16 protein-coding genes are annotated in these 14,750 nt (G+C 36.7%); 15 read left to right on the forward strand and 1 reads right to left on the reverse strand.

What is annotated here, in order from left to right; genetic code table 11:
* Nucleotides 1–28: 28 nt before the first annotated feature.
* From CD122_RS02545 to CD122_RS02585, 8 genes are all read left to right on the forward strand, one after another.
* Nucleotides 29–1,054 (forward strand): FecCD family ABC transporter permease, encoded by a 1,026-nt coding sequence (locus CD122_RS02545; protein ID WP_103357433.1) that lies wholly within the window; start codon nt 29–31, stop codon nt 1,052–1,054.
* On the forward strand, nt 1,051–2,013 hold the full coding sequence (locus CD122_RS02550) for a FecCD family ABC transporter permease (RefSeq protein WP_103357434.1): 963 nt from the start codon (nt 1,051–1,053) through the stop codon (nt 2,011–2,013). Before CD122_RS02545 ends, CD122_RS02550 begins: the two co-directional genes overlap by 4 nt.
* A gap of 192 nt (nt 2,014–2,205) precedes the next feature.
* On the forward strand, nt 2,206–3,576 hold the full coding sequence (locus CD122_RS02555) for a YjiH family protein (RefSeq protein ID WP_103357435.1): 1,371 nt from the start codon (nt 2,206–2,208) through the stop codon (nt 3,574–3,576).
* A 108-nt stretch (nt 3,577–3,684) separates the two neighbouring features.
* Complete coding sequence (locus CD122_RS02560; protein WP_103357436.1) at nt 3,685–4,005, forward strand: hypothetical protein; 321 nt, start codon at nt 3,685–3,687, stop codon at nt 4,003–4,005.
* Between the two features lie 183 nt (nt 4,006–4,188).
* Complete coding sequence (locus tag CD122_RS02570; protein ID WP_103357438.1) at nt 4,189–4,629, forward strand: hypothetical protein; 441 nt, start codon at nt 4,189–4,191, stop codon at nt 4,627–4,629.
* 34 nt (nt 4,630–4,663) lie between these two features.
* Nucleotides 4,664–5,128, forward strand: coding sequence for a hypothetical protein (locus tag CD122_RS02575; protein ID WP_103357439.1), 465 nt, complete (start codon nt 4,664–4,666; stop codon nt 5,126–5,128).
* Between the two features lie 18 nt (nt 5,129–5,146).
* Nucleotides 5,147–5,515, forward strand: a complete 369-nt coding sequence (locus CD122_RS02580; RefSeq protein WP_103357440.1) for a hypothetical protein — start codon at nt 5,147–5,149, stop codon at nt 5,513–5,515.
* 81 nt (nt 5,516–5,596) lie between these two features.
* Nucleotides 5,597–6,127 carry a hypothetical protein gene (locus CD122_RS02585; RefSeq protein ID WP_142381173.1) on the forward strand — a complete coding sequence of 177 codons (531 nt, stop codon included), beginning with the start codon at nt 5,597–5,599 and terminating at the stop codon, nt 6,125–6,127.
* A gap of 417 nt (nt 6,128–6,544) precedes the next feature.
* Here CD122_RS02585 and CD122_RS02590 read toward each other — a convergent pair whose 3' ends face one another.
* A complete protein-coding gene (locus CD122_RS02590) occupies nt 6,545–6,805 on the reverse strand; it encodes a SunI/YnzG family protein (protein WP_103357442.1) in 261 nt (86 codons plus the stop codon).
* Between the two features lie 181 nt (nt 6,806–6,986).
* Between CD122_RS02590 and CD122_RS02595 the strand changes: the two genes are divergently transcribed.
* The 7 genes from CD122_RS02595 to CD122_RS02625 all read left to right on the forward strand — a co-directional run bounded on the left by CD122_RS02595 (nt 6,987) and on the right by CD122_RS02625 (nt 14,227).
* Nucleotides 6,987–7,499: a metal-dependent hydrolase gene (locus tag CD122_RS02595; protein WP_103357443.1), complete on the forward strand. Its 513-nt coding sequence runs from the start codon at nt 6,987–6,989 to the stop codon at nt 7,497–7,499.
* A gap of 94 nt (nt 7,500–7,593) precedes the next feature.
* Nucleotides 7,594–8,784 (forward strand): UTP--glucose-1-phosphate uridylyltransferase, encoded by a 1,191-nt coding sequence (locus CD122_RS02600; protein ID WP_103357444.1) that lies wholly within the window; start codon nt 7,594–7,596, stop codon nt 8,782–8,784.
* A 10-nt stretch (nt 8,785–8,794) separates the two neighbouring features.
* Nucleotides 8,795–9,490, forward strand: coding sequence for a PAQR family membrane homeostasis protein TrhA (gene trhA / locus CD122_RS02605; RefSeq protein WP_103357445.1), 696 nt, complete (start codon nt 8,795–8,797; stop codon nt 9,488–9,490).
* Between the two features lie 147 nt (nt 9,491–9,637).
* Nucleotides 9,638–10,963 carry a multidrug efflux MFS transporter SdrM gene (gene sdrM / locus CD122_RS02610; RefSeq protein WP_103357446.1) on the forward strand — a complete coding sequence of 442 codons (1,326 nt, stop codon included), beginning with the start codon at nt 9,638–9,640 and terminating at the stop codon, nt 10,961–10,963.
* A gap of 31 nt (nt 10,964–10,994) precedes the next feature.
* Nucleotides 10,995–11,453 carry a SepA family multidrug efflux transporter gene (locus CD122_RS02615; protein WP_103357447.1) on the forward strand — a complete coding sequence of 153 codons (459 nt, stop codon included), beginning with the start codon at nt 10,995–10,997 and terminating at the stop codon, nt 11,451–11,453.
* An 88-nt stretch (nt 11,454–11,541) separates the two neighbouring features.
* On the forward strand, nt 11,542–12,996 hold the full coding sequence (locus CD122_RS02620) for an MDR family MFS transporter (protein WP_103357448.1): 1,455 nt from the start codon (nt 11,542–11,544) through the stop codon (nt 12,994–12,996).
* Between the two features lie 166 nt (nt 12,997–13,162).
* Nucleotides 13,163–14,227 carry an Mrp/NBP35 family ATP-binding protein gene (locus CD122_RS02625; protein WP_103357449.1) on the forward strand — a complete coding sequence of 355 codons (1,065 nt, stop codon included), beginning with the start codon at nt 13,163–13,165 and terminating at the stop codon, nt 14,225–14,227.
* Nucleotides 14,228–14,750 lie beyond the last annotated feature (523 nt).

The following is a 14,750-nucleotide window of genomic DNA, read 5'->3' on the forward strand; positions in this document are numbered from 1 at the left end:
TCAAAGACTTAAATAAAGGTGATTGGCTATGTCGAAACAAACAACAAACACATACACTGGACATCACCAACAGAAACGCACTACGCTCGCATTTATTGTGAGCGTGTGCTTTCTTGTTTTTGCAACGTATTTAAATCTTGCAATTGGTTCGTCCAAAATCAACTTTCAATCGCTCTTAGACTATTTTTTCTCTCTCAAAGAAACGAAAGCGACGTTTATTATACATAATGTGCGCATGCCGAGAATGGTTGCCGCAATGATGATTGGTGCGGCATTAGGTGTTGCAGGGGTCTTAATGCAAGCCATCACACGCAATCCACTCGCATCACCACAAATATTTGGTGTCAATGCCGGCGCCTCATTTTTCGTCGTCTTGATTACTGTGCTCGTTCCTTCATTGGCAGGCTATAATATTATCTTTGCCTTCGTCGGAGCATTTATCGGTGGGCTGGCAGTGTATTTATTAGCTGATACGACAAAAGGCATGACGCCGATTAAGTTAGCACTCGCTGGGATGACCATTCATTTATTCTTTACTAGCTTGACGCAAGGTATCATCTTGCTACATGATGATGCGACGACAACTGTCATGTTCTGGCTTGTTGGCGCTTTGCATACGATTAAATGGGTGCATATTGTGAAGGTCGCACCATTTTTAATCGCTGGATTTGTTGGCGCATTATTACTGGCCAAACAACTGGCTGTGTTGGATTTGGGCGACCAGATTGCAACAGGGCTTGGCCAGAATACGCAGCTCGTACGTGCATTGGCAGGCTTGTTAGTCGTTATTCTAGCAGGTTCATGTGTCGCAATTGCGGGGCCAATTGGTTTTACTGGCTTAATTATTCCGCATATCGTTAAACACTATCTGAACCGCAACTACTTTTTAATTATTGCGTTGTCGATGATTATGGGGGCGGACTTGCTGTTGATTTCAGACGTACTTAGTCGACTGATTGCCTTTCCATTCGAATCGCCGGTTGGTATCGTCACATCCTTTGTCGGCGCCTTTTACTTCTTGTGGATTACATTGAGAGGGGTGCGTTCACGATGAGACGACAGTTAAACAGACGTTATATGATTGTTACGATTCTACTCGTGATTGGTGCTTTGTTAGGCTTGAGTGCCGGTGCCGTATGGATTGCGCCTACACAAGTGTTACAAGAAGTGTGGACGAATAGCAACTTTATCTTGAGTGAATATCGCGTGCCTCGTATGCTACTTGCGATTCTAGTCGGTGCGGCATTATCAATCTCAGGTGCGGTCATACAAGGCGTTGTACGTAACCCGCTCGCATCGCCAGACGTTATTGGTATTACAAAAGGGGCAAGCCTCGCAGCAGTTATCGTTATTATTGTGTTTCCAACAGCACCATTATTCGTGTTGCCGATTGCTTCCTTTGCCGGTGCTTTGGTCATTAGCTTTATCTTATCGCTATTGATTAGTTATAAAAATGTAAAAGGTTCACAACTTGCGTTAATTGGGATGGCAATAGGTGCTATCGCAATGGCGGTCGTTCAATATTTATTAATCCGTCATCCTATGGAAGCGAATATCGCATTGGTATGGCTAACAGGTAGTTTATTCGGACGCTCGATGCAACATGTATTCACCATCTTGCCGTGGCTATGCGTTGCCATTCCTGTGATTTTGTATTATAGCTACAAGTTAGACATCTTACATTTAGGCGATGAAGTCGCTACTGCACTCGGTACTGAAGTGAATAAAGTTAAAATGATCCTGTTGTTGGCAGCCGTTATGTTAGCCGGTTCAGCCATTTCAGTCGTTGGTGGTTTAAGCTTTCTTGGCTTAATCGCCCCACACATAGCACGGAGTATCGTCGGACATCGACATACGCATATCGTACTCATGTCAGGTTTGATTGGTGGGCTGTTAATGGTCGTTGCTGATGCAGCCGCGCGTATAATTGCGCCACCGATTGATATTCCAGTAGGTGTATTAATTGCGATTATCGGTGCACCGTATTTCTTATATGTATTGAGAAAGATGTAAATAAACTTAAATATGCATGATATTGTATCAATATTCAAATGTGTATTGCATATCGCCTTTGCCCTCTGTATAATTTACATACGTTAGGATAAAGGCGATTTTTTATGCGCGTGTCAGGAATGTCAACACTATGTCTATACAACATCGCGCAGGTTCTAAATAACCAATGAGAAAAAAAGAAGGATGGATACTATGGAGAAGTTGACAAAACAACAACAGCGCATCGGTCAATGGAAGTTTATTATATTATCGTTAATTGGTATTATTTTATTTTTAGTTCCAGTTCCAGTTGTAGAAGATGGACAACGTAAAACAACATTGCCTATCGCATTTTTGGCGGGCATTTTTAAAGATACAATCGGCGGTGTCATGCCGTATTTAATCATCACAATTATTACAATCTCAGGGATTTTAACAATCCTTTTCAGTACAGTATGGCGTCATAAAGTCGCACATTCACAATTTTTAACGAATACGTTCATCGTTACATGGCCGTGGTTGGTAGTACGTATTATCGCAGTCGTCTTCGCATGGATAACATTCTTAAAAATTGGACCGGAATGGATTTTTTCAGAAGATACAGGGGACTTGATTTTTACAGGACTGCTTCCAACATTAGTTGCTGTATTTTTCTTTGCGGCTATCTTTTTACCATTATTATTAGAATACGGACTACTTGAATTTTTGGGGCCGATATTCAGACCGATTATGCGTCCACTCTTTACATTACCGGGGCGTTCAACAGTCGATAACTTAGCATCATTTATCGGTGATGGGACAGTCGGCGTTATGATTACGAGCAAGCAATATGAACAAGGGTACTACACACGTCGTGAAGCAACCGTTATTGCGACAACATTCAGCGTCGTATCATTAACATTTGCGATCGTTATTGCAGAGACAATCGGCTTAATCGATCGTTTCGCAGCATTCTACTTTACAGTTATCGTCGCATGTTTCGTCGCAGCATTAATCATGCCACGTATTTGGCCATTGCGTTCAGTAGAAGATAACTATGTAGACGGTGTATCAGCAAAAGAGCGCCCAGAAAAGCGCTACTCATACAAAGAAGCGTTAGCCAAAGGGTATGAAGACGCCGTCGCAACAGGTTATCAAGCACCGAGTGTTAAAGTGTATATCCATACCGCAGTGCGCACAGTCATGGATATGTGGCTCGTCGTAATTCCAGTCGTAATGACCATAGGGACAGCAGCGACAATCCTTGCGACATACACACCTATTTTTGAAATTGTCGGTAAACCATTCGTACCATTTTTAGAACTTCTACAAATACCTGAAGCGGCAGAAGCATCTAAAACAATGATAATCGGTTTTGCGGATATGTTCTTACCGTCTATTTTAATTGAAGGCGTTCAAAGTGACTTAACACGTTTCGTCGTCGGCGCATTAAGTGTATGCCAACTAATCTATTTATCAGAAGTCGGTGGCGTTATCTTAGGTTCAAAAATACCAGTGAGCTTATGGAAACTCTTTGTGATTTTCTTAATTCGTACGATTATCACATTGCCAGTCATCGCACTCTTTGCGCATATCTTTTTCTAATACAATATATCAATGGAATGGCTACGGCTGTTCCATTTTTTTATTTGTGAAAAGTAAAAATGACAAGGGATATTTATAGTATAATAAAACAAAAAATAGAGGTTAGACATGAAGTATTTCGTGACAAAAGAATGGGAAGGACCGGGGCCAGTAGTGGATTTTATATTTCATGTGAATGGGGAGAAGGTTAAGTATTATTTGTATGATGAATATATGGAGGAGATAGCATATCTATTCCTCAAATATAATAAAAACTATTTTGTTGCCGGTGTTAGTGATTATACGATGGAAGATTTAATTGGTATGTTGAAATATACGTACAGTAAGCCTTTAGGAAATGAAGAACCGATTATGAGAGAGTGGCGATATATTCTTAAAGACATTTTGTCGCAGGATCCGAATGCACGGTTGGACTTTGAAGGGGTTTAGGTAGTTGAAATAACTTAAGGAGAAAACCATGAAAATAAATGATGCCAGATTATAAGTCCAAAAGAAATAGAGGACGAGAAAGGTTTGTAGTGCATCATGGAAAAAGAGGGAAACGAAAAGTATATTATACGCCAGATCACTATAAGAGATTCTATAGAATAAGATAACAATGAGTGATGTATAATGAAGCATTATGACATAACATATAAATTCTCAAAATTACGGCGGAAAAAATTCAAACGAAAATATGTCAGATTCACGATGTTTACGTGGAAAAACGACTGTGAAAATTGGGATGAGTTATTTATTGATTATGATAAATATCAAATATTACCTTTAAAAATTGAAGATTTAATAGAAGCTGAGCGTGAAATAGATGATTATTTAGACTTTATCACTAATGAATTAGTAAATAACTTTGAAGAATTATATCTATTAGAAAGGGATATAGATAGTTTTTATATCAATCTAAGACAAGGAAAAGAAAGTTTTGAATATCCTCCATACCTTCATGGAGATTATGTACTCTTTGATTTTAGCGATGGAAACTATATATTTGCACCACCAGACGACATATATATTTATATTTGGAGAGAGAATGAAAGAAATATTCACAGAGATTAGTAGAGATAGATTTTTAGAAAACAGTGATAAATAAATGGGGGTGGTTTCAATAAAAAAGCAGCATATAGAATTTATTGTTGAGAGAGAGATTTTTGATTTATCTAGAAGTGTGATATACAAGGGTAATGATATATTGTCGGCAAATATTAAATTTAATGAAGTTCTTTTGGACTCATTTAATTTTAACTTAGCAATATTTGATTCTACCAAAGAATTGAAAGAACATCTGAATGAAAACGGTATAGGTTTTAGAATTGAATCGAAATTCATTATTTTGGAAAATGAAAGTGTTGATTTGTACAGACAACTCCTATCTGTTCTAGTGAATAGAAGCTATAATTATATTTTTGCAGGCATCTTTATTTTGAACCATGAATTTAGTAAGCCAAGTTTTAAAAAGTCGAAAGTATATATAGATAATGAGTTTGCTATAATACCATATTATGAGGATGAAAGTGTCTATCTCCTTAACGGGAGTAAGTATATAAAAAATATTTAAAAGTGAAATAGTTTTGCGTTGCATATTTCAAGTCTCAACAGTTTTTATGACAATACAATTGAATCTATTATTGCACATTACAGTATACAAGCAGTTTTGATTCCAAAAGAAAAAGAGCTTGATGAGGAATTAAGTGTACTTGGAATCCCTTATATAGAAACAACATCTGGTTTTTTAATTACTGAGCCATTGACGGTTTCTCAAGTGTTAGAGTTGATCTATACGTCAATTATTGCAGGGAACTATTTATATTCATGCTATTGCTTTGTTGAATGTGATGTTGAAACTTTAATCAAAAAAGCGTGTAATCCTACTATTTGTATTGAAGATGAAGCATTATTTGTTGTGTTATTCGAGCAGCACGAGACCTACTTTATAAATATTTAGTTAAGAGACTAGGATATGAGTACACACATTTAATTTAAGGCGTAAATATCATAGTAGTAGACAGTATTTGACTTAAATGAGGTGGAGAAGATTTTAAAAGAAAAACATATTCAGCACTTATTGTGTACCAATGATCAAGGGATAATAGTTAAGGATGATGATGTCATTAATTTAAAATCCTCTAAAGTTGATATAAAAGAAATAGTAGAAAATTTTCTTGTATCGTATGGTAAGAAAATATATATGACTAACTATTTCAGATATATCACTAAACTATATCCAAATGAATCTCAGTCTTCTTCATTTATTAATAACTTAGAGTATAATGATATTCTAATATTTCTAGACGCAAAGTATTATCCACTATTAGTGTGGGAACCGTTAAGGCGTAATTTAATAAAGCTAGAGGGAAATAGGTATATTAAATACGTATCAAATGAACATTTTAGAATAGAGAATATTCTATTTGAAGATGATTATGATGATTGCAGAAAATTAGTGCTAGATGATTTAATAAGTTGTAGTCTAGACAAAATGAAATTAGTAGAAACATATATAGGTAGCGTTAAAGATTTCACTGAAAACTCACTCAGTAGCTTCATTAATCGATAAGTTTGAAATATATGGGGTATTTTTAGAACATAATACCGATATAATCGAATATCTCGATAATAAAGAATTAAGTTATAAGCGCTACGGAAATGTTATTTATTTATATAGTAACATCAAGCTACCTAAAGATTTGTGTATGGATATCATTTACTTTTCTATTCAAGGTGGTAACAATAACGCTGCATACTTCTTGATTGATAAAATGACTTTAAGTGAAAAAGACTTTATCAATAATCGTTTTGCAGTTAAAAATGAAAGGCTTTTAGTGGTAAATCATGAATTAGATGTTAGTGTTTTGATTAACATCTGAATACAATCACTGTAGTATACCTGTTACTAGATGAAATTCCTATAGTACCCTCACAAAAAAGACGACGCTCTCCCGAAAGAGAACGCCGTCTTTTATTATAAACTCACTTATTTCGTGACTTCGTTATAAACTTTTTTATCGTTAAATGTGTAGATAATGTATTGATGATCTTCAGTATCGATAATGACACGGTTCGTTTTACCAAATGTTGAACCGATACGAGAAACGTGCTTGTTGTCTAACTCTGGTACTGCATGGATATCTCTGTCTTCTGAAACATTTTTGATTGCTTCATTAGGAATACGGATATCAGCAACTCTCCATTGAATTTGTACTTCTTTGTCGTTTTTCTTAACTGTCATAGCCATTCGACTGACACATCCTTTAACTAATTTGTAAATACATGATAACGCATTCATTCTAATTTTGCAAGCGATTGTGTGATACTTTTTAAATTAATGTGACATACTAATAGAAACGCGAAAATACGTTCGTGTATTTATGTGTTTTATGATATAATTTTTGTGTTGTATAGAAAGGAGTGCCCTCATGACAGGTAAAACACATGCGGCTGCTGGTTTATTAGTTGGTACAGCCGTTGCGCTACATTTTGAATTAGATATTTTTAAAACCGTGACAAGTATGGTCATAGCGGGCATTGCGAGTATATTTCCAGACATTTGCCATACACGAAGTAAGATAGGAAGAAAGCTGTGGCTGTTAAGTTGGATTATCAAACATCTGTTTGGGCATCGGACGCTGACACATTCGATATTGTTTATCGCGATGATATATGGGTTATTGTATGTTATCCATACACCGATATACTACATGATTTCAATAATCTGTGGTATGCTTTCACATGTAATATTAGATATGCTCACACCAAGAGGAGTACATTTATTATTTCCATTACCAATAAGGGTAAGGTTCCCCATTCACTTTAAAACAGGGGGCCTTGTTGATTTATCATTAGCAACGACATTTAGTATTTTGACGATTTATATGCTGTTTGATGAGGGGTTTAAGTACGTTTTAGAATCGATGCTACATTATAAGTAATTTGCAAGAGAATGAGATGTATTTTATTATTTTTTGCCGTATCTCAATCTCACGCATACGAATTACCCATTCAAAAGGAGCGGAAAAAGAAGTTATGTTAGATAAGAATAAATTAGAAAAGGTTAATCAAGCACATTTGTGTGAATATGAAAAAATGATGAGCACAAATGAAAAAGAACGCCTTAGTGAAAAAGTTGCGTCATTAGATTTGGAAGCTATTCAGACGTTATACAATGATGTATACGTGAACAGACAAGCCATTAAAGATGTATCTGGTGTACAAGAGGTCAATTTTGAACAACGTGCAGCTTATGATGATGAAACAGTTGCGATGTACACAAATGAAGGATTAGAAGCGATTAAAAATGGCAAGTTTGCGGTGTTATTATTAGCAGGTGGACAAGGGACTCGTCTTGGACATAAAGGCCCTAAAGGCACGTTTACGATTGGCAATAAGAGTCTTTTTGAACTGCAAGCTGACCAATTATTAGAACTACACGAAAAAACGGGTACATACGTTGATTGGTATATTATGACGAGCGATATTAATGATGAGGAAACACACGCATTTTTTGAAGCGCATCGTTATTTCAACTATCCGCAAGCGCATATTTATTTCTTTAAACAAGATAATATGGTGGCGTTAAATGAAGCGGGGCAGTTAATTTTTGATAAAACGAGTCAAATTATGGAAACGCCAAACGGTAACGGCGGTGTATTCAAATCTTTAAAATCTGCTGGTTATTTGGCGCAGATGATTGAAAACGGCAATGAGTATGTGTTCATGAACAATATTGATAATGTGCTCGTTCGTGTGCTAGATCCGTTATTTGCTGGCTTTACTGTACATCATCATAAAGATGTGACGTCTAAGTCGATTGCGCCGAAACCAGGTGAATCAGTAGGGCGCCTTGTTGTACAAGATGGTAAAGATGTGGTCTTAGAATATTCAGAGTTGGCGGATGGTGCAGCTGATGCATTTAACAATGCGAATATTGGTATCCACGCATTCCGTCTAGCTTTCATTGATAAAGCAGTGGACAAAGCATTGCCATATCATTTGGCGATTAAACAACTGGAACAATTAGATGAAGATTTCGGTGTTGTGACGCGACCAACACTTAAGTTTGAATTATTTTATTTTGATATTTTCAAGTATGCGAATTCTTTTATTACGTTACAAGTACCACGTGAAGAAGAATTTAGTCCATTGAAAAATAAAGAAGGTAAGGACAGCGTTGAGACGGCTACTGAAGACTTAAAACGCATGAATATTATTGAATAAGGGTGATGAAATGACGAAAGTAGGCACGACGAATGTGAAAGCCAAGAAAAAAACAGCGCTTGAAACATTTAAAGATATTAACCCGTTATCTTTCGGTGAAGAAATAGGGAACTCTGTGTCGCACGGGGTAGCTGCGTTGTTAATGTTGATTGCATTGCCATATGCGGCTGTTTACAGTTATGCAACGTCAGGTGTGCTCATGTCGGTGAGTGTTTCTGTCTTTGTAATTAGTTTGTTTTTGATGTTTTTATCTTCTACCGTCTATCATACGATGCAACAAAATTCGCCGCATAAATATGTCATGCGCATTATTGACCACAGTATGATATATGTTGCGATTACGGGTACGTACACACCCGTGTCGTTGGTGTTAGTAGGTGGATGGCTCGGCTGGACTATCATGATTATTTTATGGGGCACGACGATTTGGGGGATTTTATATAAAGCCATTGCGACAAAAGTGAACTCCAAGTTAAGCTTGCTCATTTATTTATTGATGGGCTGGGTCGGCATCATTTATTTACCAATCATTATTAGTAAAGGATTATGGTGGTTCTTCATCTTTATCCTACTTGGTGGCATTTCTTATACAATCGGTGCTTGGTTTTATGCACAAAAGAATCGCCCGTATTTCCATATGATTTGGCACATTTTTATTTTAATTGCGTCGATGTTCCATTTCGTAGGTATTCTTTATTTTATGTAATTACGTGAAAAAACATAAACGAATAAATAACGTTAATTGGCTAGGACTTCATTGTGCAGATGAATGCCTAGCCTTTATTGATAGGTTGCGTAGATTGTATTTATGTACAAAATATATGATAATAGCAAAATGAAAAGGGGTGTCGTAATGAATTTGAGGAAGCTCAGTATTATTGTTTCGTTGGTACTTATTATGTTTATGGCTGCAATCGAAACCTCTATTGTATCGTTAGCCTTACCGACGATTCGAGATGATTTAAATGCACGCTTGCCTATTTCACTGATTATTACAGTGTATTTTAGCGGCATCATTATAGTCATTCCATTGTTAAGCGAACTGATGTCGCGTTTTAAAGTGATCTATGTAACGATTGTAGGACTCGTTTTATATATTGGTGGCAGTTTGTTTTCTGGACTAAGTACTAGTTTTGAAATGCTTATTATTGCTCGATTTATTCAAGGGATAGGTGCTGGGATGAATATGTCATTAGTCCAAATTGTGCCGAAGCTCGCATTTGAAATACCGTTTCGCTATAAAGTGATGGGCATTGTCGGAAGTGTCTGGGGCATTTCAAGTATTTTAGGTCCGTTTTTAGGTGGTTTAATACTGGAAGTCGTCACTTGGCATTGGCTATTTTATATTAACGTACCTATTGGCGTGATTGCCTTTTTATTCGTTATCTATAGTTATCATTTTGAAGATGAAACGATTGTCCGCCAAGCGATAGATTATAAAGGCATTGCATTGTTGTATGTGCTTATTTTAGCGTTGAATGTGGCACTCGTACTACCCGTATCACGAGTTATTACGATTAGCGCTGTGATTGTGATACTTATTAGCAGTGTTGCGCTGTTATATTATTCAAAACGACATACGCAGCCATTTTTTCCTGTCGATGAATTTAAACCGAAAATCGCGCGGGCGTTTTTTACAGATTTCTTTGTTGCGCTTGTGTTAATCGGATTTAATGTGTTTATGCCAACGTATTTACAAGATTATTTGGGATTGAGTCCGTTACAAAGTGGTTTAATTGTGTTCCCATTGTCAATAGCGTGGCTACTTATCAACTTCACTTTGGATAAGATTGAAGCACGTTTATCGGTGAAAGGTATTTATTTCTTGGCATTTACGATGTTAATCATTAGCAGTATGATTGCATATATTGGTGCAGCCCATGTGGCGGTAATTGCAGTTGTCATGTTTGTTGTTGGTTTAAGTTTCGGTATGATTTACACGAAAGACAGTATCGTTGTGCAAGAAACTGCAACGCAAAGTAATATGAAGAAAATGATGTCGTTATTTACATTGACACGGAATATGGGGAGCGCGACAGGATCGGCAACAATTGGCATGATTTATGCGTGGCATGTTTCATTCAATCAATGGCCAATTCAAAACGTTATGTTAGCCAGTATTCTTGTAATCGGCTTGTTAATGGTAGTATGGTCGCGTAGTTATCATAGAAGTACGTAATATTATTTAAATGGAAATGGAGGGATAAGCGATGAAAGGTAAATTTAATATATTTTCCTTGTTCGTGATTTTCTCCATTTTTGCAATTTCTGGAATGATTTTTTTAACTTTACTCGCTTTCGGTCTCTATGGTGTTAGTCGTATTCTTATCATTTTAGATTTAGGTGAATTTGCGTATAACGAAGGCTTTTATGATAACTTGATTTACTATGGCAGTTATATTTTGTTGAGCTATTTTGTTATTTTCTGTATTGAATATACGATGGATTTGTTGCGTAAAAAGTTGTATTTCAGTCCTTACTTTCAAGGAATGACATTCCATCTCATTACATATACGCTGATGGTCGTGATGTTCTATTACATGATTCACATTCATTACGCCAAAATTCATATCGATTACTGGGTATTGATGATTATTATTGCGTTACTATATGTATGTAAAGAAGTTTTTTACCCTGAATCTGAAGACTTAAATCGACGCAAATGGTAAAAAAATGAAAATCTGCGGATAAATGATTTGCCAAGCTAACTATTTGGTCGTAAAATATAGAAATGATTTGTAAGAGAGGAGAATGTATATGACATCTAGCGTTCAAGTGAGTAGAGAACAACGAAACATTATTGTTGCTGTCATGCTCATCAGCGCATTTATTGCCATCTTGAACCAGACATTATTAAATACAGCTTTGCCCGCAATTATGAAAGGGCTCAATATTGATGAAAGTACATCACAATGGCTTGTAACTGGTTTTATGCTTGTTAACGGGATTATGATTCCTTTAACGGCTTATTTTATGGATCGGATCCCCACGCGTAATTTGTATTTATTAGCGATGGGGGCGTTTTTGATTGGCTCTATAACGGCTGCATTAGCACCGAGCTTTTTAGTGTTAATGATTGCACGTGTTATTCAAGCAATGGGTGCAGGGATTATTATGCCCCTCAGTCAATTTACAATGTTTTCACTATTTCCTAAAGACCGCCGTGGTTTCGCGATGGGGCTGTCGGGTCTGGTTATTCAATTTGCGCCAGCCATTGGTCCAACGTTATCGGGCGTATTAGTCGATCACTTCTCATGGCGTGCCCCGTTATATATCGTCGTTGTCGTTGCGATCATTGGCTATATTTTCGGTATGATTTATATGCGTAACTTTAGTGAAACGAAAGAAGTTGTGCTAGACAAGATTTCTGTTGTCTTATCTACATTTGGTTTTGGATTAATGCTGTATTCTTTCAGTATCGCAGGCTCTCAAGGTTTAGAGCATCCAATTGTCTTTGTGACATTAATTATCAGTTTCGTCATTATCGCTATTTTTATTTTACGACAACTCAAAATTGATAATCCGATATTGAATTTACATGCATTTGAAACGCGTACATTCACCTTGACGTCTATTGCATCAATGATTGCATTCACTGCGATGGTAGGTCCCGCGCTATTGATTCCACTTTACGTTCAAAGTTCGCTAGGATTATCCGCAATGCTTTCTGGGCTTGTCGTATTGCCAGGTGCAGTCATCAACGGTATTATGTCAGTAGTTACGGGACGTTTATATGATAAATTAGGTGCCCGTGTACTCGTTATCCCAGGATTTGCGATTCTGTTAATTTCAACATTGATGATGGCACAACTAACTGCTAACACAGCATATTGGTACGTCATCACATTCTATACGATACGATTATTTTCCGTTTCATTATTGATGATGCCACTCAATACAGCAGGCATTAACTCACTTTCCAATGAAATGGTGTCACACGGCACCGCAATTATGAATACATTACGTACGATTGCAGGTTCGATGGGAACAGCATTAATGGTCACACTTATGGCTATCGGTGCGTCTCACTATTTTGCGCCAACAGGTATGTCGTCAGCACTTGCGCAACGTGAAGCAATGGCAGCAGGCGTCAACCTTGCCTTCTATATCACAGCAGGCTTTGTGTTAGTTGGCTTTATTTTAAGTTTCTTTATTTATGATCGTGGTAAAAAGGCCAAAAAGCCGAAGTATAAAAATGTAAGACACGCATAGCAAAATATAAATAATAACTGACTTGAAATGTGTAAATAGTAGACATTTTAAGTCGGTTATTTTTGTATAGGGCACTTTTTTAAGGAAATCAAGGGTTTTTACCTTATGCAATCGCTTTATATTTTGTTAAACTATAAACAAACGTGTACAAAAGGAGAGATCATCCGTGTTAACAGTAGAACAAGTCAAAACACTCGTTGGAGAAATCAATGATCCAATTATTAACGTGCCTCTAAGCGAAACAGGTGGCGTGATAGATGTTTCAATCAAAGAAGAAAAAGAGCATGTCAGTGTCAAAGTAGCAATGGCACAACTTGGGGGACAGACACAGCTCGACTTACAAATGGCAATCGTTGAGAAACTAAAAGAAAACGGTGCAAAAACAGTTGGTATTCGCTTTGAAGAATTGCCAGAAGAAACTGTTGAAAAATATCGTGGCAGTAAAGAAGAAGAGCAACAAACAATTGAACAATTCATCGCTCAAGGGAACGATTTAGAATTTATTGCGGTAGCATCAGGTAAAGGTGGCGTTGGTAAGTCAACAGTAGCGGTTAACTTAGCCGTTGCCCTTGCACGTGAAGGCAAACGCGTTGGGTTAATTGATGCAGATATTTATGGCTTTAGTGTGCCAGATATGATGGGCATTGATGAAAAGCCAGGTATTGAAGGTAAAACAGTCGTGCCAGTCGAACGTCATGGCGTTAAAGTAATTTCAATGGCATTCTTTGTAGAAGAGAACGCCCCCGTTATTTGGCGTGGACCAATGCTCGGTAAAATGTTGACAAACTTCTTTACAGATGTGAAGTGGGGAGATTTAGACTATCTTATTCTAGACTTACCACCTGGAACAGGCGATGTTGCGTTAGATGTACATACAATGTTACCGTCTAGCAAAGAAATCATTGTGACAACACCACATCCAACAGCTGCGTTTGTTGCCGCACGTGCTGGTGCAATGGCAAAACATACAGAGCATTCTATTCTAGGTGTTATTGAAAACATGTCATATTTTGAAAGCAAAGAAACTGGCAATAAGGAATATGTATTTGGTAAAGGCGGCGGACAGAAGTTGGCAGATGAATTACAAACAGACCTTCTTGGACAGTTACCGCTTGAGCAACCATCTTGGAAGCCGGTTGACTTTGCACCATCTATTTATCAACCAGAAGATAAACTTGGTGGCATCTACCAATCTATTGCTCAAAAAATTATTGATAAAACAGCGAAATAAAAGGAATTCATTACTAAGACATCTTTCATTATTGAGAGGTGTCTTTTTAGCTAGAAAATAAAATATAAAAATTTTAAAAAAAGGGGTTGATTTTTAATCCAGTACCGATTAGAATAATTTCTTGTGAGCGAGAGCTTAGTTCAATAAAAAATTAAAAACGAAATAAATTTTAATTTCTTGTTGACAAAGAAAAGCATAGTTGATATGATGTTAAAGTCGCGTCAATAAGTGCGAAACAAAATTAAATCACAAGTTACTTTTAATGGTGTAAAACTTACCATTGAATCTAACAAGAAAATGATTTAAGATTGTAAAAGTCTTGAGAAAACATTTGATAACAATGCAACAATGTTATATAATGTTCGAGATGATAAATGTGAACATTGAAAACTGAATGACAATATGTCAACGTTAATTCCGATAATTTGGGTACTCAGAGTAGTACTTTCAAGAGTGATTGACTTAAACAATCAAACGAGCTAATCAAGCTTACTTCTTTTATGGAGAGTTTGATCCTGGCTCA

The organism is Staphylococcus rostri, assembly GCF_002902145.1.
Taxonomy (GTDB): Bacteria; Bacillota; Bacilli; order Staphylococcales; family Staphylococcaceae; genus Staphylococcus; species Staphylococcus rostri.

Bases quoted from the DNA above. Each gene is read 5' to 3' on its own strand.
- CD122_RS02555 (WP_103357435.1), top strand. From the start codon at position 2,206: ATGGAGAAGTTGACAAAACAACAACAGCGCATCGGTCAATGGAAGTTT.
- CD122_RS02550 (WP_103357434.1), top strand. From the start codon at position 1,051: ATGAGACGACAGTTAAACAGACGTTATATGATTGTTACGATTCTACTC.
- CD122_RS02600 (WP_103357444.1), top strand. From the start codon at position 7,594: ATGTTAGATAAGAATAAATTAGAAAAGGTTAATCAAGCACATTTGTGT.
- CD122_RS02615 (WP_103357447.1), top strand. From the start codon at position 10,995: ATGAAAGGTAAATTTAATATATTTTCCTTGTTCGTGATTTTCTCCATT.
- CD122_RS02575 (WP_103357439.1), top strand. From the start codon at position 4,664: ATGGGGGTGGTTTCAATAAAAAAGCAGCATATAGAATTTATTGTTGAG.
- sdrM (WP_103357446.1), top strand. From the start codon at position 9,638: ATGAATTTGAGGAAGCTCAGTATTATTGTTTCGTTGGTACTTATTATG.
- CD122_RS02590 (WP_103357442.1), bottom strand. From the start codon at position 6,805: ATGGCTATGACAGTTAAGAAAAACGACAAAGAAGTACAAATTCAATGG.
- CD122_RS02620 (WP_103357448.1), top strand. From the start codon at position 11,542: ATGACATCTAGCGTTCAAGTGAGTAGAGAACAACGAAACATTATTGTT.
- CD122_RS02595 (WP_103357443.1), top strand. From the start codon at position 6,987: ATGACAGGTAAAACACATGCGGCTGCTGGTTTATTAGTTGGTACAGCC.
- CD122_RS02570 (WP_103357438.1), top strand. From the start codon at position 4,189: ATGAAGCATTATGACATAACATATAAATTCTCAAAATTACGGCGGAAA.
- CD122_RS02545 (WP_103357433.1), top strand. From the start codon at position 29: ATGTCGAAACAAACAACAAACACATACACTGGACATCACCAACAGAAA.
- CD122_RS02560 (WP_103357436.1), top strand. From the start codon at position 3,685: ATGAAGTATTTCGTGACAAAAGAATGGGAAGGACCGGGGCCAGTAGTG.
- trhA (WP_103357445.1), top strand. From the start codon at position 8,795: ATGACGAAAGTAGGCACGACGAATGTGAAAGCCAAGAAAAAAACAGCG.